Source organism: Rhizobium sp. 9140, from assembly GCF_900067135.1.
Taxonomy (GTDB): Bacteria; Pseudomonadota; Alphaproteobacteria; order Rhizobiales; family Rhizobiaceae; genus Ferranicluibacter.
The window spans coordinates 353565-372269 of sequence record NZ_FJUR01000002.1 but is presented as its reverse complement, the minus strand read 5'-3'; the positions used below and the strand labels follow the sequence as shown (position 1 = coordinate 372269).

Genomic DNA, 18705 nt, shown 5'->3' with positions numbered 1-18705 from the left:
TCCCCAAGGCGCTCAAGCCCCTTGCGGAACTCCGAGCCTATCCGTTGCGGACGCCCGCGGCTGGCGTTTTGCACCATCCCGCACGTGGCTTGGCGGGCTGCCGGTGATGCGCTTGAAGGCGCGGCTGAAGGATGCCTCGGACTCGTAGCCGAGCCGCTCCGCCACGGCTGCGACCCTCTGGCCTTCGCCGAGCCACTGGTGGGCTTGGTGCATGCGCATGCGGGCGACGTAGCGGGCGGGCGTTTCGCCGACCACTTCCGCAAAGCGCTGGGCGAAGCCCGAGCGTGAGGCGCCCATGTGTCGGGCGAGTTCGTCAACGCTCCATTCGTGGGCGGGATCGAGGTGGATCGCCGCCAGCACGCGGCCGATTTCGGGGTTGCGCAAGGCGGCCAGCCAGCCGGTGGAGTCGCCGCATCCATGCTCCACCCAGGTGCGGATCAGCGTTGCCGTCAGCACGTCGGCGAGACGCGAGAGGATGCCGCCGGCACCGACGCGGTTCATCTCGACCTCGCGCTGCATGGCATCGAGCAGCGGGCGGATGGAGGGCTCGCTGGCGGCGAGGTCGCTGGCCCGCATCACGTCCGGCATCAGTTGCAGCAGCGGATGGAGCGTATCGACATTGAAGCGCATCAGGGCAAAGAACAGCACGTTGCCGCTGTTGGAGCCCCGGCATTCCAGTTCGACGATGCCATCGCAGAGCGGCTTGCGGGGCAGGGCGGCGAGCGGGGTGGCCGGCACATCGGGCGCGCTGGCGATGATGTGGGCATCGCCGCGGGGCAGAAGCAGGGCGTCGCCGGGATAAAGCTCGCTCCACGCGCCGGTAGGTCCCTGGAAGAAGGCGGAGCCCGCTGCGAGGAAGTGGAACTGCGCGGCATCCTGTTTCGGGAAGGCCGTCGCCCATGGGGCCGTCGGCTGACAGCGGCTGTAATCCACGCCATCCAAGCGCAGCCCTTTAAGCATTTCCGTCAGTGGATCGTTCACGGCACGGGCTCCCAATTTTGGACGAATGGTCATGTGATATGGATTTTATAGCATAGATTCTCCAGCCTGTCGCGCCTAACCATAGGGGCACATCCTCTTGGAGAACATGCTAATGAACGCACTTGTCGATGATGACGTACAATATGTGCCGGGAACCGACGACGTCAAAACGGCGGCCTGGTCCGGCGTCGCCTCGCTGTCTCTCGGTGTCTTCGCGCTGGTGACGGCCGAATTCCTGCCGGCGAGCCTGCTGACGCCTATGTCGCAGGATCTGGGCGTCAGCGTCGGCGCCGCCGGACAATCCGTGACGATGACGGCGATCGTCGGGGCGATTGCCGGCCCGGCCGTCGTGATCGGAACCAGCCGATGGGACCGTCGTGCGACGCTTCTGGTGCTGACCGCCCTTCTCATCGTGTCGAGCCTCATGGCGGCATTTGCCAGCGGTCTTCCGATGCTGCTTGTGTCCCGCGCTCTGCTCGGTATCGGTCTCGGTGGCTTCTGGGCCATGTCGCTGGCGCTCGCCATGCGCCTTTTTCCCGGTCGGCTCATGCCGCGCGCCATGGCGATCATTATGACGGGCGTCTCACTTGCCACCGTGTGTGCGGCGCCCCTCGGCGCCTGGATCGGCGAGGCCTATGGCTGGCGCACGGCCTTCGGCATCTCCGCCGCACTCGGCCTCGTCGCCTTCATCATGCAGGCCACAAGCCTTCCCGTCATGCCGTCAAAGGGTGCGGCCGGGCTTTCGACGCTGCTCGGCGTCCTGCGCCGGCCGGCCATTCGCGTCGGTCTGCTAACGGTGCTTCTCGTCGTCGCCGGGCACTTCGCCGGGTTCACCTTCATTCGCTATTATCTTGAGACCGTTCCCGGCTTCGGTGTGGAGGCCCTCTCGGCGATCCTACTCGCCTATGGCATCGGCGGCTTCCTCGGCAATATCTTCGGTGGCTTCGTCTCGGAACGCAACACCTCGCTCTCGATCGCACTTGCTGCCGGTGGCGTCGCCGCGACAGCGCTGGTTCTCGCGCTCCTCGGAGCCTCTCCGGCGATCGCCGCCGTGACCACCGCTCTCTGGGGCTTTGCCTTCGGCGCCCTCCCTGTCAGCGTACAGAGCTATGTGACGCGCGCTGCCGGCGACGAGGCTGAAAGTGCGGGCGCGCTGATGCTCAGCACGTTCCAGATCGCGATTTCGAGCGGCGCCGTGCTCGGCGGGCTGCTTGTCGATACCCAAGGCGCGGCTGCGGTCTTCGGGTTCACCAGTATCTCCGCCCTTCTCGGCGTGGTCGTCATCGTCTTTGCCGGACGGACCCGCCTGCAGACGGCCTGAACCGCTCGTCACAAAACGAACGGCGGCAGCGATGCCGCCGTTCGCATGTCGGCACGACGCCCATCGCCGGCAAAAACCGCTTCGCCCGGGCGATATCCAGTGGCATACATTCCGAAACCATCCAGCATGTGAAAGGCACGCCATGACCGACAGGATCGCCATCATCACCGCAGGCGGAAGCGGCATGGGCGCGGACGCTGCCCGAAGGCTGGCCGCAGACGGCTTCAAGGTCGCGATTCTCTCCTCCTCCGGCAAGGGCGAGGCGCTGGCCGAAGAGCTCGGCGGTCTGGGCGTGACCGGCTCCAACCAGTCGAACGAGGATCTCAAGACACTGGTCGATCGGACCATGGAGCGCTGGGGCCGCATCGATGTTCTCGTCAACAGCGCCGGCCACGGTCCGCGCGCGCCCGTTGCCGATATCACCGACGAGGACTGGGTGCGGGGCATGGACGTCTATTTCATGAACGTCGTGCGCCCGGTGCGTCTGGTCGCGCCGATCATGCGCGCGCAGAAATCCGGCGTCATCATCAACATTTCGAGCTTCAGCGCCGTCGAGCCCGATCCGGTCTTCCCGACCTCGTCGGTCTTCCGCGCAGGGCTTGCCGCCTATACCAAGCTTTTCGCGGACCAGTTCGCCGCCGACAACGTGCGGATGAACAACGTCCTCCCCGGCTTCATCGACAGCCTGCCGGAGAAGGAGGCGTTTCGCGACCGCGTTCCCATGGGCCGCTATGGCAAAAGCGAAGAGATCGCGGCAACCGTCTCGTTTCTCGCCTCGCAGGGTGCCGGCTACATCACCGGACAGAGCATCCGCGTGGATGGCGGCATCACGCGCTCGCTCTGAGACGCGCTACCACATTGTCCGGGCGGCGCGTGCCGCCCATTCGCGATCGTAGGTTTCCTGATCGAAGCTCGCCTTTGCTTCTTTCAGCAATTGCCCGGCGGTCGGCAGGGTGGCCGGGTCCTGAAAGCGAGCGGGGTTCCAGAGTTCGGAGCGGATCAGCGCGCGGGCACACTGGAAATAGACCTCGTGGACCTCGACCACGATGACGCTACGCGGGTGCTTGCCGTCCATCTCGAAGCTTTCGAGCAGGTCGGGATCGATCGAGACGGTGGCCGCGCCATTGATTCGCATGGTCGTATTGGAGCCGGGGACGAGCAGCATGAGGGCGACGCGCGGGTCGCGAACGATGTTCCTCAGCGAATCGATGCGGTTGTTGCCACGCCAATCCGGCAGGAGCACGGTCTTGTCGTCGCGCACCCGGACGACGCGTTCCGCATCGCCGCGTGGTGAGCAGTCCATGCCATCCGGCCCGACGGTGGCAAGGGCCAGAAACGGCGATGCCTCGATCATCGCGCGGTATCCCGGCGTCAGGGACGAGGTCACTTTGGCGGTGGACGCTTCCGAAACGCCGTCATAGATCTCGGCAAGCTGGTCGATCGTGCGGATGGTCGTCATGGTCTCTCCCTTTCCCGTCGCTGCTCGTCTATCACCGATTTATGACAGTTTTCGGCGGGTCTGAAACGGTCTTCATCCCTCCGCCGTATCCTCGATCTGCGGCCAGCGCTCCAGTGCCTTGTTGCCACTTTCGGTCAGGCGGTAGACCCCCCGCTCGACGCGCTCGAACCAGCCATAGACATTGTCCTGCAAGATCGCGGCCGCTTTCGGTGCCTTCGGTCGCATCTCGACTGGCCGCACCCGGCCGGCCCGGATCGCGGCGGCGCAGAGAAGCGCCTGCTGGCGGTAGGCAGTCATGATCGGTGCCCGCGCGCCGCCTCCGGCGGTCGGGTCGCCGTGGCGAGCGCGATGTTCCTTGACCAGTCTCGCCCGACGCTTCGTGTTGGTGCGCGGCATGGGCGAGACGGCGCTGACGATGACGCTGACGGCGCCGGTATCCGCGACGCCGAGCATGCCGATGCCCAGCCTGCGGCAGAGATCGCGATAGCGCTTGTCCGCCTCCCGCCCGCGCCCCTTCACGGACACCCGCGCGGCAATCCAGACCTCGTCGCAGAGGGTCGCCCGGTCCACGGCCTGCAGGATCAGTTCCAGATTGAAGGTCAGCTTCAGCTCGCAGACGACGACAATGTCCGGCTCGCCCGCGCGAATGCCGACGAGATCGCAACTTGCAACCTCGCCTTTCACGTCGAAGCCGAAGCTTTCCAGAAATGTCTTTACGGGCAGATAGAGAGTGGTTTCCACGATCGGTTCCGGTGCAACGGCCGGCTTCTAACGCAGTTCGCGCGCCGGAGCGACCCCTGGAATATGGGCTACGATTGCGTCAGCGTCAGCGGATATCGCTCGGGATGGTGGATCAGCGTCGTCATGTTGATCGGCCGGTTGCGGCGATCGAACACGATCTGGTCGACGGTGAGCACGGCGGCCGGGTTCGTCAGTTCCAGACGTTCGGCCTCCCACGGCGTGGCGATGCGGGCGCTGAGCGTCGTGTGGCCTCGTCCGGGCTGGATATGATAGCGGTCGCGCAGTTCGGCATAGAGCGAGCGGTTGGCGCCGGTCCAGTCGAGATCGGCCAATCCCGGCACCTGCACTGCCGGCAGCCAGTCGGTCTGGATCGCGACCGGCACACCATCGATCGTCCGGATACGCTTGAGAATCACCACTTCCGCACCCTCCGGCAGAAACAGCGGGCGCGTGATCTCGGCGGCCGGTTTGTAGGCCTGCACCTCCACCAGCATGCTGCCGGGCTGCCGGTTGGTGGAGAGGGCAGTCGCCGTAAAACTCTCCAGCACCTGCAGCTCGTAGCCGAGCGGGCGTAGCGTCACGTACAGGCCCTTGCCCGGATGGCTTTTGACCATGCCCTGGCGGATCAGATCCTGGATCGCGTGGCGCACCGTAATCCGGCTGACGCCGAAGGATTCGACGAGCTTGCGCTCGGAGGGCAGTTTGCCGTTGTGGGGCAGGCGGCCGTCCTCGATGGCGCGCAACAGCGCCTCTTTCACCTGTTGGTGAAGCGGCCGCGGATCGTCATGGCGCACCATGGCGGCGAGCGGCGCATCGGCTGGCGCGCTGCGGTTCCCGTCCATCAAGATGTCTGCTGCCGCACCGTCGCCCAACCGGATTCCCTTCCTGCTCGCGCCATCATTACAGATCTTGTCATAAGCCTGAAATATAAAATTGAAGGGCGATTGACATAACTGGTCATATCCAGTCCAATCCTTCTCAGCGGCCGACAAAAATAAAACGAAGACGCCGTCAGAGAAAAAAATCGAACAGGGGAACGACCGTCATGTTCAATCGAAAGCTTGCCTTCAGCCTTCCGCTTCTCGCGCTTTTGGGCGCCGGCGCGGCACACGCCGAAACCGTATCGGTCTTCTGCGCATCGACCGAGTTCGAGCTCTGCACCAAGGCTGCCGCCGCCTGGAAGGAGAAGACCGGGAACGAGGCGAAGATCAACAAGATGCCGGCACTTCTGGATGATGCGATCCCGCTCTACCAGCAGCTTCTCGCCGCGAAGTCCACCGATGTCGACGTTCTCTTCCTCGACGTCATCTGGCTTGGCATGTTCAAGAATAACCTGCTCGACATCTCCACCCTCGTGCCCAAGGCCGACCAGGATCAGCATTTCGCTTCCACGCTGAACGCCGCCAAGCTCGACGGCAAGCTGGTGGCCATGCCCGCCTATATGGACGTCGGCCTGATGTTCTACCGGAAGGATCTTCTCGAGAAATATGGCAAGCCCGCACCCAAGACCTGGGAAGAGCTGACAGCGACCGCCAAGGAGATCCAGGACAAGGAACGCGCCGACGGCAAGTCCGACATGTGGGGCTATGCCTGGCAGGCCAAGAGCTTCGAAGGGCTGACCTGCGACGCGCTCGAGCTGATCAGCTCCAGCGGCGGCGGCACCATCATCTCCGACGACGGCAAGGTGACGATCGACAATCCCGCGGCCGCCGGCGCGCTCACGCTCGCGAAAAGCTGGATCGGCACGATCAGCCCCGAAGGTGTGCTCAACTACGACGAGGAAGCCTCGCGCGCCGTTTTCGAATCCGGCAATGCCGTCTTCCACCGCAACTGGCCCTATGTCTGGGGAACGTCGCAGACCAAGGGCAGCGCCGTGATCGACAAGGTCGGCATGATGCCGCTTCCGGTCGGCAAGGCCGGCGAAAAGTCGTCCGGTTGCCTCGGCCCGATGTATTACGGCGTCTCCAAGTTTTCGACGAAGCCCGATATCGCGGCGAATTTCGTCGATTTCATCACGGGTCCCGAGATGCAGAAGATGCGCGCCGTCGATGCCGCCTTCAACCCGTCCATCACGGCGCTCTATACCGATCCCGACGTCCTCAAGAAGATCCCCTTCCTCAAGGACAACCAGCAGGCCTTTGCCGACAGCGCCAGTCGCCCGTCCGGCTATACCGGCACCAGCTATAACCGTGTGTCGCAGGCGTTTTATCGCAGCGTCCACGATATGCTGTCCGGCGGCAAGGAGGTCGAGAGCGGCCTCAAGGATCTGGCCGCCCGGCTGGAGAAGCTGAAAGAAAGTCGCTGAGCCCTCCCAAGGCTGTCCTCCGTTTCCGTCCCTTAAGGGGTCGGGAACGGAGGCGCGATGTGGCTTTGAACTCTCCCGTGTCTCGTCTCCACCTTCCCGCATGACCACGAGCCTGCAGCAGCGCAGGCGCGGCGGCGTTCATTTGTCTTCCTGATCGGATCTGCTATGGCATCCATCGCTCTTTCTTCCGTCACCAAAGCGTACGGCACGCACACCGTCATCCGGGGAGTCGATCTCGACATCGCGGATGGCGAGTTCGTGGTGTTCGTCGGCCCGTCGGGCTGCGGAAAATCGACGCTGCTGCGTATCGTCGCCGGTCTCGTTCCCGCCTCCAGCGGGCAGGTGCTCATCGATGGCGAGGAGGTGACGGATGTGCCGGCGTCGAAGCGTGGCGTCGCCTTCGTCTTCCAGTCCTATGCGCTCTATCCCCATATGAGCGTCGAGCGGAACATCGGCTTTGCGCTGGAGACCATGCGCCTCGGCAAGGACGCGATCCGCCGCAAGGTCGAGACGGTCGCCCGGATGCTGAAGGTCGATCATCTCCTCGCGCGGCGCCCGCGCGAACTCTCGGGCGGTCAGCGCCAGCGCGTGGCGATCGGTCGGGCGCTCGTGCGCGAGCCGGAAATATTCCTCTTCGATGAGCCGCTGTCGAACCTCGATTCCGACTTGCGCATGGAAATGCGCATCGAAATCGCGCGCCTGCACGAGGACATCAAGACCACCATGGTCTACGTGACCCACGATCAGGCCGAGGCCATGACGCTGGCCGACCGGATCGTCGTGCTCAATCAGGGCACCATCGAGCAGGTCGGTACACCGCTGGAACTCTACCAATCACCGGTCAATCGTTTCGTCGCGGGCTTCATCGGCAGTCCCCGGATGAACTTCGCCAACCTGGCAGCAGGCTCCGGGACAAACGGCTTCGCCTTGCCGTCCGGCCTTCTGGCCGATGGCAACCAGCCCGCGTCCATCGGTGTTCGGCCCGAAGCGCTGTCGATCGTCGCTGCCGGCGCTGGCCGGATGGGCGGCATTCTGGAGCGCGTCGAGGACCTCGGTCACGAGCACTTCGCTTATATCCGCCTGTCCGACGAAACGATCTGGGTCGTACGCGTTGCCGGGCGTCCCCCCGCCGAGCGGCGCAACCAGCCGGTCGGGCTTTCCTTTGCGGATACCGATATCTTCGTCTTCGATGGCGAGGGCAAGCGGATCGCCCACCGGTCTTCGAGCACGGTGTCCGAAGCTGTTCCGGCCGAGGGGAGGCTGCTCCATGAGCGCTAAGCTCGCCCGCCGGGAGCACAGGACGGCGTGGCTGTTCCTGACGCCGCTGGTTGTCGTCATGCTGATGGTCGCGGTATGGCCGCTCGGTCGCACGTTCTTCTTCAGCTTCACGGATGCCTATCTTGATGATCCCACCGTGTACGGCATGGTCGGCATCTCGAATTTCATCGAGGTCATCAACGATCCCGCCTGGTGGTCGGCGGTGCGCAATACGCTGACCTTTGCCGTCATCTCCGTGGCGATCGAGACGCTGCTCGGCCTCGGCATCGCGCTGCTGCTGAACGAGGCGATCCCCGGGCGCGGGTTGCTGCGTGCGGCGATCCTCGTTCCCTGGGCGATCCCCGTCGTCGTCGCCACCAAGATCTGGGAGTGGATGCTGAACGACCAGTTCGGCGTGTTCAACCGCATCCTCATCTGCCTCGGGCTCATCGACCACGGCATCGCCTGGACGGCCAGCAGTTCGCTGATCATGGGCGTCGTGATCTTCATCGATGTCTGGATGACGACGCCGTTTATGGTGCTCCTGATCCTTGCCGGCCTCCAGACCATTCCCGGCGAGATGATGGAAGCAGCCGAAGTCGACGGCATTCCCGCATGGAAGCGGTTCTGGTCGATCACGCTGCCCTTGCTGAAACCGGCCATCGGCGTTGCCGTGCTCTTCCGGTCGCTCGATGCGATCCGCATGTTCGACCTGGCCTATGTGCTCGCCGCCAGCAACCAGAACGTCATGACGGTATCGATCTATGCGCGAGACCGGCTGATCAGCTTTCAGGAACTGGGCGTCGGCTCGGCTGCCTCCACCTGGGTGTTCCTGCTGGTCGCCTTGGTCGCGATCATCCTCATCGGCGCGCTGCGTCTCGATCGTTCGGCGGGAGAATGATCATGGCTATAGGTGCCTCCACATCCTCACCCGTTCGCATCACGCGTCGGTCATCGGCGCATTACCGGCTGCGTCGCCGGGTCCGCAAGGGCGCTCTCGGCGTGCTTATCCTCCTCGTGCTCGCCTACACGCTGTTTCCCTATTACTGGGCGATCGTCTCCTCCACCAAGCAGGGGGCGGAACTTTACACGACGGCCTTCCTGCCGGCGCTGAACTTCAGCTACTACCGGCAACTTTTCGACAATCCGGTCTTCATGGGTTCGCTGCTCAATTCGGTCTTCGTGGCAACGGGCACGACCGTCGTGTCGCTGGCGCTCGGCATCGTCTCGGCCTACGCGCTTGGACGTCTGGAGTTTCCCCAGAAGCGGGTCGTGCTGATGGCGATCCTGATGATCTCGATCTTTCCGCAAGTCGCGGTCCTCTCCGGCATGTTCGAGCTCATCAACGCGCTCGGCCTCTACAATCGCCCGAGCGCGCTCATCGTCACCTACCTGCTGTCCACCGTGCCGTTCACCACCTGGATTCTCACGACCTTCATTCGCGAGTTTCCGCGGGAACTGGAAGAGGCGGCGCTGATCGACGGGTGCTCGCATTTCCGGATTCTCACACGGGTTTTGCTGCCGCTTATGGGGCCTTCCCTTGCCAGCACCGGCATTCTCGCCTTCATTCTCGCCTGGAACGAATTTCTCTTCGCGCTCACCTTCATGCTGACGGACGAGAACAAAACCGTTCCGGTCGCGATCGGCCTCATCGGGGGCACGACGCGCTATGAATATCCGTTCGGCCAGATCATGGCCGCTTCGGTCACCGTTACATTGCCGCTGATCATCGTCGTTCTGATCTTCCAGCGGCGCATCGTGGCCGGTCTCACCGCCGGCGCGGTCAAGGGATAGGGACTTCTGCCATGGACATGCTCGTCAACCTCTACGACCTCAAGCCGGATGCGGCACTTGACGAAAAGGTAGCGCAGGAGGACGTGGTCATCCGCCGCGCCCTGCCGCCGGAGCTGCACACGATCGCGGCCTGGATCGGCCCGCGCTTCGGGCAGGGCTGGGTCAGCGAGGCCACCGTGGCGATGATGCGCCAGCCGGTCTCGCTGCTCGTCGCCGTCAGGCAAGGCGAGGTCGTCGGCTTTGCCTGCTACGACGCGACCGCGCGCGGCTTCTTCGGCCCTACTGGCGTGGATGAGGCCATGCGCGGCAAGGGCATTGGTCACGCGCTGCTTCTGAAGACGCTGCTGGCCATGTCCGACCAGGGTTATGGATATGGCGTCATCGGCGGCGCGGGACCGACCGGTTTCTACAAGCGTGCCGTCGGCGCCGTCGTTATCGCCGGCTCGGAAGAGGGCATCTACAAGGGGATGCTCAAAGCGGCCCACGCGACAGGCATCGACTATAGCTAGACAGGCGCTTTTTCTGCGCGCACCGATCGAATTTCGCTTAAATCGGCTAGCGTAAGGATTGGTTCACCTAACTTCTGGACCCGCCGTTAATAGCCCTCGGCCATCATGCGCTCCGAAACCGGAGATCGACCATGATATCCAGACGCATGCTTGCAGCGCTCCTTCTGACGCTTGTCTCCGCCAGCCCGACGCTGGCGGATGATCCGGTCCTGCGGATCGGCACCGAAGGGGCATACCCGCCGTTCAACTTCGTCAATGAGAAGGGCGAACCGGCCGGCTTCGACGTCGATATTGCCAAGGCGCTCTGCAAGGAGATGCAGCGGACCTGCACCTTCGTCGTGACGCCCTGGGCAGAGATCATCGAGGGGCTGGAGCAGAACAAATACGACCTCATGGTCTCCAGCATGGCTTTCACCGAGGAGCGGGCAAAGCGCATCGCCTATTCCGACCCCTACTACCGGTCGCATGCCGTGTTTATCGGCGATGCGAAGAAGTATCAGGACATCAGCCCCGAGGGTCTCGCGGGAGCGCGCATCACGGCCGGCAATGGCACGATGCAATCGCAATATCTTTCCAAGGTCTATGCGAAGAGCACGCTCGTCTTCGGCAAGGATCAGCCCGAAGCGCAATCGTTTCTCGAGCAGGGCAAGGCAGATCTGATGCTCGGCGACGCGATCGAGCTGATGAGCTTCCTCGAAAGCGCCGAGGGGTCGGCCTTCGAGTTCATCGGCGATCCCGTCACCAACGACTTTCTTCAGAGTACGGCGCATGTCACGGCGCGCAAGAGCGATACGGCATTGTTGGAGCAAGTAAACGCGGCCATCAAGAAGACCCGCCTCGACGGCAGCTACGAGCGGATCAACGACATCTACTTCCCGTTCAGCATTTACTGATCCATGACCTTTCTGCGCAAACCCCGGCATGGCATATCGATGCGGATCGTCGGCAGGGTCGCCCTGCTGCTGGTCTGCCTCTATGCGGGGATTGCGGCAACCTATTCCGTGCGGTTCCTGAACGGGATCGAACGGGACGCGCAGACGGCTCGCGAAGAGCAGATACCGCTCATCCTGTCCCAAAACAGGAACGCACTGAAGATCGAGCGGGCAGCGTCGCTCATCCGCTCGGTCTACCTCGCGCATGACCGCAAGATCGAGCGGCAGATCCAGTTGCAGTTGCAGACCCTCTGCCAGAGCTTTACGCTCGACGAAAATCAGACGCTGATCGACGGCGCGCGCGACATTGCGGCTTCCGTCAAGGTGATCGTGTCTACGCGCGAAGCCTCCCGCAAGCTTCGCGATCCCGATGGTGCCGAGATGACGGCGGAGATCGAGACGCAGATCAGAAATACGGATGCGGCCAGTGCGGAAGCCTACCAGCGTGCCATCCTCACCGCCGACCGCCTGAGCGAGACGCTGGCAACCGATGCGGTGGCGCTGGCCGACAGCATGGCCTCGACCATCGGCAGTGCCGCGCGCGAGGTCAAGCTCGGCTGGACGCTGATCCTCACGCTGCCGGTGCTGTTCCTCGTCGTGACGCTGTGGGTCGTCAGCCGCCATGTCATGGCGCCGATCGGTGCGGCTATTGCGCGGCTCGAAGCCATCAGCAGCGGGAATTCCGAAGGCGCGGACCCGCGGACGCCGGTTTTCCATGAACTCGCGACCATCGCTGGCGCGGTGAAAGCCTACGGCGCGTTGTCGAGCGATCTCTCGCGCACGAACACCCTTCTCAAGATTCTCTCCGACCGTGATGGCCTGACCGGCCTTGCCAACCGCCGCTCGTTGCAAGGCGTGCTGGATGGCGCGTTCCAGGCCGCGAAATCCGGCGGGCCGGATATCGGTGTGATGATGATCGACCTCGATCACTTCAAGGCGATCAACGACACCTACGGCCACAATGCCGGTGATGCCTGCCTCGTGGCGGTTGCTGCCGCCTTGCAGCTGTTCGAAGAAAAGGACGGGCTCCACGTCGGCCGCTACGGCGGAGAGGAGTTCGTGGCCGTTGTGTCAGGGCGGGATCATGCCGCTCTGGCCGGTCTTGCCGAGCGCGTGCGTGCCGCGATCATGGCCCTCGACGTGCGTAGCGAGAATGGGGGACGTATTTCGTTGACCACGAGTATCGGCGTTTCCCACTTGGCCGAGCGGCCGCTCGATAGCGTTCATCGCCTGGTCTCTGAAGCGGATGCCGCGCTCTATCAGGCGAAGAGAGAGGGTCGAAACCGCGTTGGCTTCGCCGGTCCTGCAGGACCGTACGATATTGCGAAACGAAACAGGCAGGCGTGAGCCTGCCTGTTCAATGCATATTACGTAAAGACGGTTTAGCGTGTACGACCGTAGAGCCAGGCAAGCCCCGCGACGATGGCGGCTGCGGCAAGCGGCTTCTCGCGGATGCGGCCTTCGATATCCGCCAAATACCCGTCCAGCGAGCCCTTCACATCGGACGACGCCGACGGGCGGCGGTAAGAACGGCTGCTGCGGTTGTCACCGGTGGTGGAGGAAACGGAAACCGGGTCCGAGGCCGGGAACGTATCCTCAAGCGCCTTGTCGAGATCGCTGTCCATACCGCGGCGTTCGCGATCGCCCTGCTCGTTCTGCAGAGACCGTACAGCCGGGGAAATATCGTTCTGATTTGCCATGATCACTCCTTGGGTTCGATATGCCCCTTAACGAGCGGTTGCGAGCGAAGTTCCACGCGCACCCGCGTCAGCCGTCGACACGGCCCGCGCACGGCGTCAAAGCACTGGGCCGGACCACGGCGCGTGGCAGGCTGAGGCTGACCTTCAGGCCTCCTTCCGGGCGGTTCGCGAGGATAATGCCGCCGCCGTAGAGTTCGGCGACCTCACGCGCAATCGTGAGCCCGAACCCGTCGCCGTGAACGGTTTCGTCCATGCGAATGCCGGGCAGAAACGCGTTGGCAATCCTGTCCTCGGCGATCCCCGGCCCGTCATCCTCGATGCCGATGACGACCATACGGCCCTCGATAGCAGCCGTGATGACGACGGACGTGCGCGCCCACTTGCAGGCGTTGTCGATCAGGTTGCCGAGGATTTCATCGAGATCGTCGGTCGCGCACGCGACGGGTATATCTTCGGGGACAACGCAGGTCACGGTCAGTCCCCGTTCGGCATGGATGCGGGAGAGGATCTGCACGAGATCGGCTAGGCTGGCGGCGAGGGTGGTCGAGGCACCCATGCCTGCGCCGGACATCGTCTTGCGGGCTCGCGCGAGGTGATGGCGAATGCGCTCGTCGATCCGCTCCACCAGCCGGCGCATTTCCCCGTCCGGATCGTTGCGATCGTCGAGCGCAAGCGAAAGGCTGGCCACGGGGGTTTTCAGGCCATGGGCGAGGTTGGCGAAGTGCAGGCGGGTATCGGCAAGGCGCTGGAGGTTCGCCGCAACGAGCCGGTTTATCTCGTTCGCCACCGGCCGCAACTCCTCGGCGCTCACATCCGGCAGCGTCTCGCGCGACCCTTCCGCAACGTCGGCAATATCCTGTGTGAGCGTCTTCAACGGGCGAAGGCCGTAGCGTACCTGCAGCAGGGTGCCCAGAACGAGGCTGACCCCGAGAACCGCCATGGCCGGCACGAGCCAGAACAGCGCCCGCCGGGCGGGGTCGTTCAGGGCCGCCTGTGGTGCCGTTGCCGAGATTTCGAGCGTCCGGTCGCCGATGCGGGCTTCGACCGTGCGGATATGCAGATCCATGCCCCCGTCGTCGGCAGCCTCCACGCGCTTCTGCGGATCGTCGGCTCCGGGGCGATGCCGACCGGGTATGGGGCGCGGCGGGCTGTCGATCGTGCGGCTTCCGAGGGACCGCGACGTCATCGGTGCGCCGTCTCCCGTCACTTGCCAGTACCAGCCGGAGCCGATGCGATCGAAAGGCGGTCCATCGAGGGAGGCACCAAGCGCCAGCGAGCCATCCGGATGAACAACCAGCGTGCCGCGTAACGCGTCGATCTGGGTGTCGAGTCGCTGGTCGATCTGTTCGCGCACGACGCCGGCGACGATCAGCCAGAGAATGACGGCGGCAACGATCAGGGCTGCCGTGACGAACAACGTCGAGAAAATCAGCAGCCGGGCGGAGATGGTCGATCGCGACGGGAGGGTCGGTAGCTTCATGGAGCGGCCGTCAGCATGTAGCCGCGACCGCGAACGGTCTCGATCCGCTCCGCGCCGATCTTGCGGCGCAGTCTGGCGATGATGACCTCGATCGAATTGGAATCGACCTCCGTGTCCCCCTCATAGACCCGCTCGATCAGTTCGCGACGATCGACGATCACGTCCCTGCGCAGGATGAGGCAAGAGAGCACGCGCCATTCGAGCGCGGTCAACTTCAGCGGCAGGCCTTCCAACTCGAAGGTGCCGAGTTGCGCGTCGAACACGAGCGGTCCGCAGGTGATCAGCGACGACGCATGGCCTGTGGCGCGGCGGACGAGCGCGCGCAGGCGCAGCACGAGTTCCTCGACTTTGAACGGTTTGGTCATGAAGTCGTCGGCACCCGCCTTGAAGCCCGCGACCTTGTCCGGCCATCCGTCGCGCGCGGTCAGGATCATGACCGGAAAGGTCCGCTCCGCTTTCCGCCACGCTTTGAGCACCGAGATGCCGTCCTTGCGGGGAAGGCCGAGATCGAGCACGGCGACGTCGAAGATCTCGGTGAGGCCGGCATGTTCCGCATCCTCGCCATTGGTCGCGATATCCACGACGAAGCTCTCTGTGCGCAGGCTGGTGGCGATACGCCGGGAGAGATCGGCATCGTCCTCGACAAGAAGAACTCTCATGGCATCCCGTTTCCCGCTGATCGTGGAGGAGGACATAGGGCGCTGCGGCTTAACGCAAGCTGAACCGCGAGGTTCAGGCTGCCGGTGGCAGGGTCTTGCTAGAAGGGTCTCGTCAACACGACAGGAGAACACGATGTCGAACGAAGAAATTAAAGCCACCGCCGATCAGGCTGCCCCCCATGTTGCAACCGACCGCGCGGTACCGCCGCACCGCCGGCGTTCGTCGCGGCTGGCTCTCACCGGCGTTGCTTCCGTCGCCCTTCTCGCCCTCGGCATCGCCGGCGGCGCGGGTGCTATGAAGCTTGCCAAGCCCAGCGTTGAGATGGCACCGATGGCGCCTGTCGCCATCTCCACCCTGCCGGATGGCGATCTCGTCACCATCAAGGGCAAGGTCGCCGAGATCTTCGGCAACAAATTCGTGCTTCAGGATGCCAGTGGCCGCGCACTGGTCGAGACCGGCCCGACGGGCGAGGACGGGAAGCTCGTCACGGTCAACGAGGAGATCAGCGTTCAGGGCCGCTTCGATGACGGCTTCCTGCATGCAAGCTTCCTCGTCCACCCGGATGGCAGGATCGAGGCGCTTGGCCCGGCCGGCAAGCCGCCGCATCACGGCCATGGACCGCGCCCCGGTCCCGATGGCGGCCCGAAGGATGGTCCGAAGGGCGGACCCGATGCGCGGTCCGATGCCGATCCCGGCCCGGCCGCAGGCCCTGTCGCCGATGCGGGTCCGCGCGTTAAAGGTGATCCTGCTCCGGAGATCGCCCCTGCACCTGCTATGGGTGCCGGTACCGGTGCCGGTGTCCCCGCCGCTGGCGAAGAGGCACCCCGGCCACCGCAGCCGTAAGGGATCGTGACGGCATCTCCGCAGATCGGAGGCGCACGGCGTTCCGGGCGTATCCGCCCCGGGACGCCGTTCTTGTGGTTTTTCGTCGTCAACGTGGCGGGGAACGGTGCGAGCCTCTTGAATCCGCACGAAATCTTCGCCAACTGGTCGTTCGAATTTCGATCATGACGGAGAAGATGACATATGACGAACCTTGATGCGGAACGCCCCGCCGAGAGCCATGTTTTCGAAGCCGACGTGTCGCGCCTTCTGCACATGATGGTGCACTCGGTCTACTCGGACAAGGACGTGTTCCTGCGCGAGCTGATCTCGAATGCGGCCGACGCCTGCGAGAAGCTGCGTTTCGAGGCGATTGCCGCGCCGAACCTTTTGGGCAGCGACGGCGACAGCCGGATCACGCTGACGCTCGACGAGGAGAACCGCCGGCTCGTCGTGGACGATAACGGCATTGGCATGAGCCGCGAAGAGTTGATCGAGGCGCTGGGCACGATCGCGCGCTCCGGCACCCGCGCCTTCATGGAGCGCATCGAGGCCAACAAGGCGGGCGAGGGCGCGCAGCTGATCGGCCAGTTCGGTGTCGGCTTCTACTCCTGCTTCATGGTGGCCGACCGGGTGGATGTGGTCTCGCGGCGTGCGGGTTCGGAGGAGGCTTGGCTCTGGTCGTCGGACGGGCAGGGTGCCTATACCGTCAGCCCGGTCGATCTCGCGGACGCTCCGGCGCGCGGTACGCGCATCACGCTCAACCTGATGGAAGATGCCAAGGCTTACGCCTCGCGCTGGTCCGTCGAGCGGATCGTCAAGGAGCAATCCGGCCATGTGCCGGTGCCGATCTCGATTGTCGAAAAGCCCGGTGCCGAGCCCGCGCAACTGACGGATGGCACGGCGCTCTGGACGCGCGCGAAGAACGAGGTTTCCAAGGAAGACCACGCCGATTTCTATCGCAGCCTTTCCGGCCAGTACGACGAGCCGGCGCTGACCGTACATTTCCGCGCCGAGGGCCGGCACGAATATACGACGCTGGCCTATATTCCCGGCGCGCAGCCGTTCGATATGTTCGATCCGGACCGTAAGGGCCGCATGAAGCTCTACGTCAAGCGCATCTTCATCACCGACGAGGCCGATGTGCTACCGCGCTACCTTCGCTTCGTCCGCGGTCTGGTCGATACCGCAGATCTTCCGCTGAACGTTTCGCGCGAGATGATCCAGGAAAGCCCGATCCTGTCGGCCATCCGCAAGGGCGTGACGAGCCGCATCATCACGGCCATCGAAAAGCTGGCGGAAAGCGACGCCGAGGCGTTTGCGAAGCTGTGGGAAAACTTCGGCGCGGTGCTGAAGGAAGGCATCTACGAGGATGGCGAGCGGCGGACGCAGCTTCTGTCGCTGGCCCGCTTCAGGACGACGGCGGCCGGCGAGGAAACGCGCTCGCTCAAGCAATATGTCGAGGACGCCAAGCCGGAACAGTCGGCGATCTACTACCTGACCGGCATAAGTGTCGAGCAGCTCAAGGCCTCGCCGCAGCTGGAAGGTTTCCGTGCGCGCGGGATCGAGGTTCTGCTCCTGACCGACCAGATCGACAGTTTCTGGGTCATGACGGCCGGTGAATTCGAGGGCAAGACCTTCAAGTCGATCACGCAGGGTGCAGCCGACCTCGCCCAGTTCGCCAAGCCGGAGGGCGAAGCGGAAGCGGACAGCGCGCCGTCAGCCGATGTGGCGAGCTTCATTGCCTATGCCAAGGAGAAGCTTGGCGGCGAGGTTTCCGACGTTCGCGCCTCCGACCGCCTGACGGAAAGCGCCGTCTGCCTCGTCGCATCCGAAGGCGGCTACGACCGGCAGATGGAGAAGATCCTGCAAGGTGCCGGACGGCTGGAGCTTTCGGCAAAGCCGATCCTCGAGATCAATCCGTCGCATCCCCTGGTCAAGGCCATTGCCGCCAAGGCGGATGGTACAGCGCTAAAGGAAGATGCCGCTCTGCTTCTTCTCGATCAGGCACGCGTGCTCGATGGCGACAAGCCGGCCGATCCCCGCGCCTTTGCCGAGCGTCTGACGCGGCTGTTCGAGCGCGCATTGCAGGCGTGATGCTCTTTCCGCCGGCCCGCTGCAACGCGGCGGGCTGGCGGGCGGGCGGGCGGAACCGGTAGAGGAATCATGCCTAAATCAGAACTTCTTACATGAACAAAGCTGCGAATGAGGCGTTGTCGGGGGCCACTCAACACGAGGATTTTCGATGAAGCACCTTCTTCTCCTTGCCGGCTTTTCCCTGTCGCTCGCTGCGGGTGCAGCGGTCGCACAGGACACCCCACCGCCGCCGCCGCCGCCAGCCCCTCCCGCCGCCGCTGACGCGATGACCCCGCCGCCGCCACCGCCGCCGGGTGGTCCCCGCGGTCCGGAGGATGCGATGAAGGGCGGCAAAGGGCCGCACGGTCCCGAAGGTCACCGCCCGCCGCCGCCGTCGAAGGCCGCGCATTACCGCGTCGAGACAGACGAGGTGAAGATCGATCTGAAATGCGCCGACGACGAGCCGGCAAAGGCCTGCGCCGATCTCCTGATGTCGACCATCGACAAGCTCGGTATCGCGCGCGACTAGAGTGGATTCCCCTTATCCCTGACAAACTGCAGGCAAGCCCGGCAAATTCTCGCGCTGACGCAATGTCCGACACCGGCCGGGATTTTTCCCTGCCGGTGTTCTCATGCCGAGACGGCACGATGTTCGTCCTCGACGGGCG

18 protein-coding genes and 1 pseudogene are annotated in these 18705 nt (G+C 64.1%); 12 read left to right on the top strand and 7 right to left on the bottom strand.

The genetic code is table 11. The features are described 5' to 3' along the window. Positions 1-12: 12 nt before the first annotated feature. Positions 13-981 carry an AraC family transcriptional regulator gene (locus GA0004734_RS19070; protein ID WP_092938178.1) on the bottom strand — a complete coding sequence of 323 codons (969 nt, stop codon included), beginning with the start codon at positions 979-981 and terminating at the stop codon, positions 13-15. Positions 982-1093: 112 nt separating this feature from the next. Between GA0004734_RS19070 and GA0004734_RS19065 the strand changes: the two genes are divergently transcribed. Together GA0004734_RS19065 and GA0004734_RS19060 are read left to right on the top strand one after the other, a co-directional pair. Then, positions 1094-2302, top strand: coding sequence for an MFS transporter (locus GA0004734_RS19065; RefSeq protein WP_092936974.1), 1209 nt, complete (start codon positions 1094-1096; stop codon positions 2300-2302). 142 nt (positions 2303-2444) lie between these two features. After that, positions 2445-3146, top strand: a complete 702-nt coding sequence (locus GA0004734_RS19060) for an SDR family oxidoreductase (protein WP_092936972.1) — start codon at positions 2445-2447, stop codon at positions 3144-3146. A gap of 6 nt (positions 3147-3152) precedes the next feature. Here GA0004734_RS19060 and GA0004734_RS19055 read toward each other — a convergent pair whose 3' ends face one another. From GA0004734_RS19055 to GA0004734_RS19045, 3 genes are all read right to left on the bottom strand, one after another. Next, positions 3153-3761, bottom strand: coding sequence for a pyridoxamine 5'-phosphate oxidase family protein (locus GA0004734_RS19055; protein WP_092936970.1), 609 nt, complete (start codon positions 3759-3761; stop codon positions 3153-3155). A 72-nt stretch (positions 3762-3833) separates the two neighbouring features. Then, positions 3834-4502, bottom strand: a complete 669-nt coding sequence (locus tag GA0004734_RS19050) for a DUF2161 domain-containing phosphodiesterase (protein ID WP_092936968.1) — start codon at positions 4500-4502, stop codon at positions 3834-3836. Positions 4503-4570: 68 nt separating this feature from the next. Beyond that, a complete protein-coding gene (locus GA0004734_RS19045) occupies positions 4571-5344 on the bottom strand; it encodes a GntR family transcriptional regulator (RefSeq protein WP_245292548.1) in 774 nt (257 codons plus the stop codon). A gap of 203 nt (positions 5345-5547) precedes the next feature. On the opposite strand from GA0004734_RS19045, the gene GA0004734_RS19040 reads away from it, so the two are divergent. The 7 genes from GA0004734_RS19040 to GA0004734_RS19010 all read left to right on the top strand — a co-directional run bounded on the left by GA0004734_RS19040 (position 5548) and on the right by GA0004734_RS19010 (position 12646). After that, positions 5548-6807, top strand: coding sequence for an ABC transporter substrate-binding protein (locus GA0004734_RS19040; RefSeq protein WP_092936966.1), 1260 nt, complete (start codon positions 5548-5550; stop codon positions 6805-6807). 165 nt (positions 6808-6972) lie between these two features. Beyond that, entirely contained in the window at positions 6973-8085 is a 1113-nt protein-coding gene (locus tag GA0004734_RS19035) for an ABC transporter ATP-binding protein (protein ID WP_092936964.1), read from the top strand. Continuing rightward, complete coding sequence (locus tag GA0004734_RS19030) at positions 8075-8965, top strand: carbohydrate ABC transporter permease (RefSeq protein WP_092936962.1); 891 nt, start codon at positions 8075-8077, stop codon at positions 8963-8965. Before GA0004734_RS19035 ends, GA0004734_RS19030 begins: the two co-directional genes overlap by 11 nt. A gap of 2 nt (positions 8966-8967) precedes the next feature. Next, a complete protein-coding gene (locus tag GA0004734_RS19025) occupies positions 8968-9858 on the top strand; it encodes a carbohydrate ABC transporter permease (protein ID WP_092936960.1) in 891 nt (296 codons plus the stop codon). A gap of 11 nt (positions 9859-9869) precedes the next feature. Then, a complete protein-coding gene (locus GA0004734_RS19020) occupies positions 9870-10367 on the top strand; it encodes a GNAT family N-acetyltransferase (protein WP_092936958.1) in 498 nt (165 codons plus the stop codon). Positions 10368-10498: 131 nt separating this feature from the next. Continuing rightward, the gene (locus GA0004734_RS19015; protein ID WP_245292547.1) at positions 10499-11260 is read left to right on the top strand and encodes a transporter substrate-binding domain-containing protein; all 762 of its coding nucleotides are present in this window, start codon (positions 10499-10501) and stop codon (positions 11258-11260) included. Positions 11261-11263: 3 nt separating this feature from the next. After that, complete coding sequence (locus GA0004734_RS19010) at positions 11264-12646, top strand: GGDEF domain-containing protein (protein WP_092936954.1); 1383 nt, start codon at positions 11264-11266, stop codon at positions 12644-12646. Positions 12647-12681: 35 nt separating this feature from the next. Here the strand turns inward: GA0004734_RS19010 and GA0004734_RS19005 are convergent, their stop codons facing one another. From GA0004734_RS19005 to GA0004734_RS18995, 3 genes are all read right to left on the bottom strand, one after another. Then, the gene (locus GA0004734_RS19005) at positions 12682-12999 is read right to left on the bottom strand and encodes a hypothetical protein (protein WP_092936952.1); all 318 of its coding nucleotides are present in this window, start codon (positions 12997-12999) and stop codon (positions 12682-12684) included. A gap of 67 nt (positions 13000-13066) precedes the next feature. Then, complete coding sequence (locus tag GA0004734_RS19000; RefSeq protein ID WP_092936950.1) at positions 13067-14479, bottom strand: sensor histidine kinase; 1413 nt, start codon at positions 14477-14479, stop codon at positions 13067-13069. Further along, positions 14476-15138, bottom strand: coding sequence for a response regulator (locus GA0004734_RS18995; RefSeq protein WP_092936948.1), 663 nt, complete (start codon positions 15136-15138; stop codon positions 14476-14478). The genes GA0004734_RS19000 and GA0004734_RS18995 overlap by 4 nt, the downstream gene beginning before the upstream one ends. Before the next feature lie 133 nt (positions 15139-15271). Here GA0004734_RS18995 and GA0004734_RS18990 point away from each other — a divergent pair. From GA0004734_RS18990 to GA0004734_RS18980, 3 genes and pseudogenes are all read left to right on the top strand, one after another. Continuing rightward, positions 15272-15745: pseudogene (locus GA0004734_RS18990) on the top strand (hypothetical protein); the annotation flags it as partial. A 420-nt stretch (positions 15746-16165) separates the two neighbouring features. Further along, complete coding sequence (gene htpG / locus GA0004734_RS18985; protein ID WP_092936946.1) at positions 16166-18058, top strand: molecular chaperone HtpG; 1893 nt, start codon at positions 16166-16168, stop codon at positions 18056-18058. A gap of 148 nt (positions 18059-18206) precedes the next feature. Further along, the gene (locus GA0004734_RS18980; RefSeq protein WP_092936944.1) at positions 18207-18566 is read left to right on the top strand and encodes a hypothetical protein; all 360 of its coding nucleotides are present in this window, start codon (positions 18207-18209) and stop codon (positions 18564-18566) included. The last annotated feature ends 139 nt before the right edge of the window (positions 18567-18705 follow it).

What these genes read in the sequence shown, in the direction of transcription:
- GA0004734_RS19065 (WP_092936974.1), top strand. Translation starts at nt 1,094, where the DNA reads ATGAACGCACTTGTCGATGATGACGTACAATATGTGCCGGGAACCGAC.
- GA0004734_RS19060 (WP_092936972.1), top strand. Translation starts at nt 2,445, where the DNA reads ATGACCGACAGGATCGCCATCATCACCGCAGGCGGAAGCGGCATGGGC.
- GA0004734_RS19055 (WP_092936970.1), bottom strand. Translation starts at nt 3,761, where the DNA reads ATGACGACCATCCGCACGATCGACCAGCTTGCCGAGATCTATGACGGC.
- GA0004734_RS19045 (WP_245292548.1), bottom strand. Translation starts at nt 5,344, where the DNA reads ATGGACGGGAACCGCAGCGCGCCAGCCGATGCGCCGCTCGCCGCCATG.
- GA0004734_RS19040 (WP_092936966.1), top strand. Translation starts at nt 5,548, where the DNA reads ATGTTCAATCGAAAGCTTGCCTTCAGCCTTCCGCTTCTCGCGCTTTTG.
- GA0004734_RS19035 (WP_092936964.1), top strand. Translation starts at nt 6,973, where the DNA reads ATGGCATCCATCGCTCTTTCTTCCGTCACCAAAGCGTACGGCACGCAC.
- GA0004734_RS19030 (WP_092936962.1), top strand. Translation starts at nt 8,075, where the DNA reads ATGAGCGCTAAGCTCGCCCGCCGGGAGCACAGGACGGCGTGGCTGTTC.
- GA0004734_RS19025 (WP_092936960.1), top strand. Translation starts at nt 8,968, where the DNA reads ATGGCTATAGGTGCCTCCACATCCTCACCCGTTCGCATCACGCGTCGG.
- GA0004734_RS19020 (WP_092936958.1), top strand. Translation starts at nt 9,870, where the DNA reads ATGGACATGCTCGTCAACCTCTACGACCTCAAGCCGGATGCGGCACTT.
- GA0004734_RS19015 (WP_245292547.1), top strand. Translation starts at nt 10,499, where the DNA reads ATGATATCCAGACGCATGCTTGCAGCGCTCCTTCTGACGCTTGTCTCC.
- GA0004734_RS19010 (WP_092936954.1), top strand. Translation starts at nt 11,264, where the DNA reads ATGACCTTTCTGCGCAAACCCCGGCATGGCATATCGATGCGGATCGTC.
- GA0004734_RS19005 (WP_092936952.1), bottom strand. Translation starts at nt 12,999, where the DNA reads ATGGCAAATCAGAACGATATTTCCCCGGCTGTACGGTCTCTGCAGAAC.
- GA0004734_RS19000 (WP_092936950.1), bottom strand. Translation starts at nt 14,479, where the DNA reads ATGAAGCTACCGACCCTCCCGTCGCGATCGACCATCTCCGCCCGGCTG.
- GA0004734_RS18995 (WP_092936948.1), bottom strand. Translation starts at nt 15,138, where the DNA reads ATGAGAGTTCTTCTTGTCGAGGACGATGCCGATCTCTCCCGGCGTATC.
- htpG (WP_092936946.1), top strand. Translation starts at nt 16,166, where the DNA reads ATGACGAACCTTGATGCGGAACGCCCCGCCGAGAGCCATGTTTTCGAA.
- GA0004734_RS18980 (WP_092936944.1), top strand. Translation starts at nt 18,207, where the DNA reads ATGAAGCACCTTCTTCTCCTTGCCGGCTTTTCCCTGTCGCTCGCTGCG.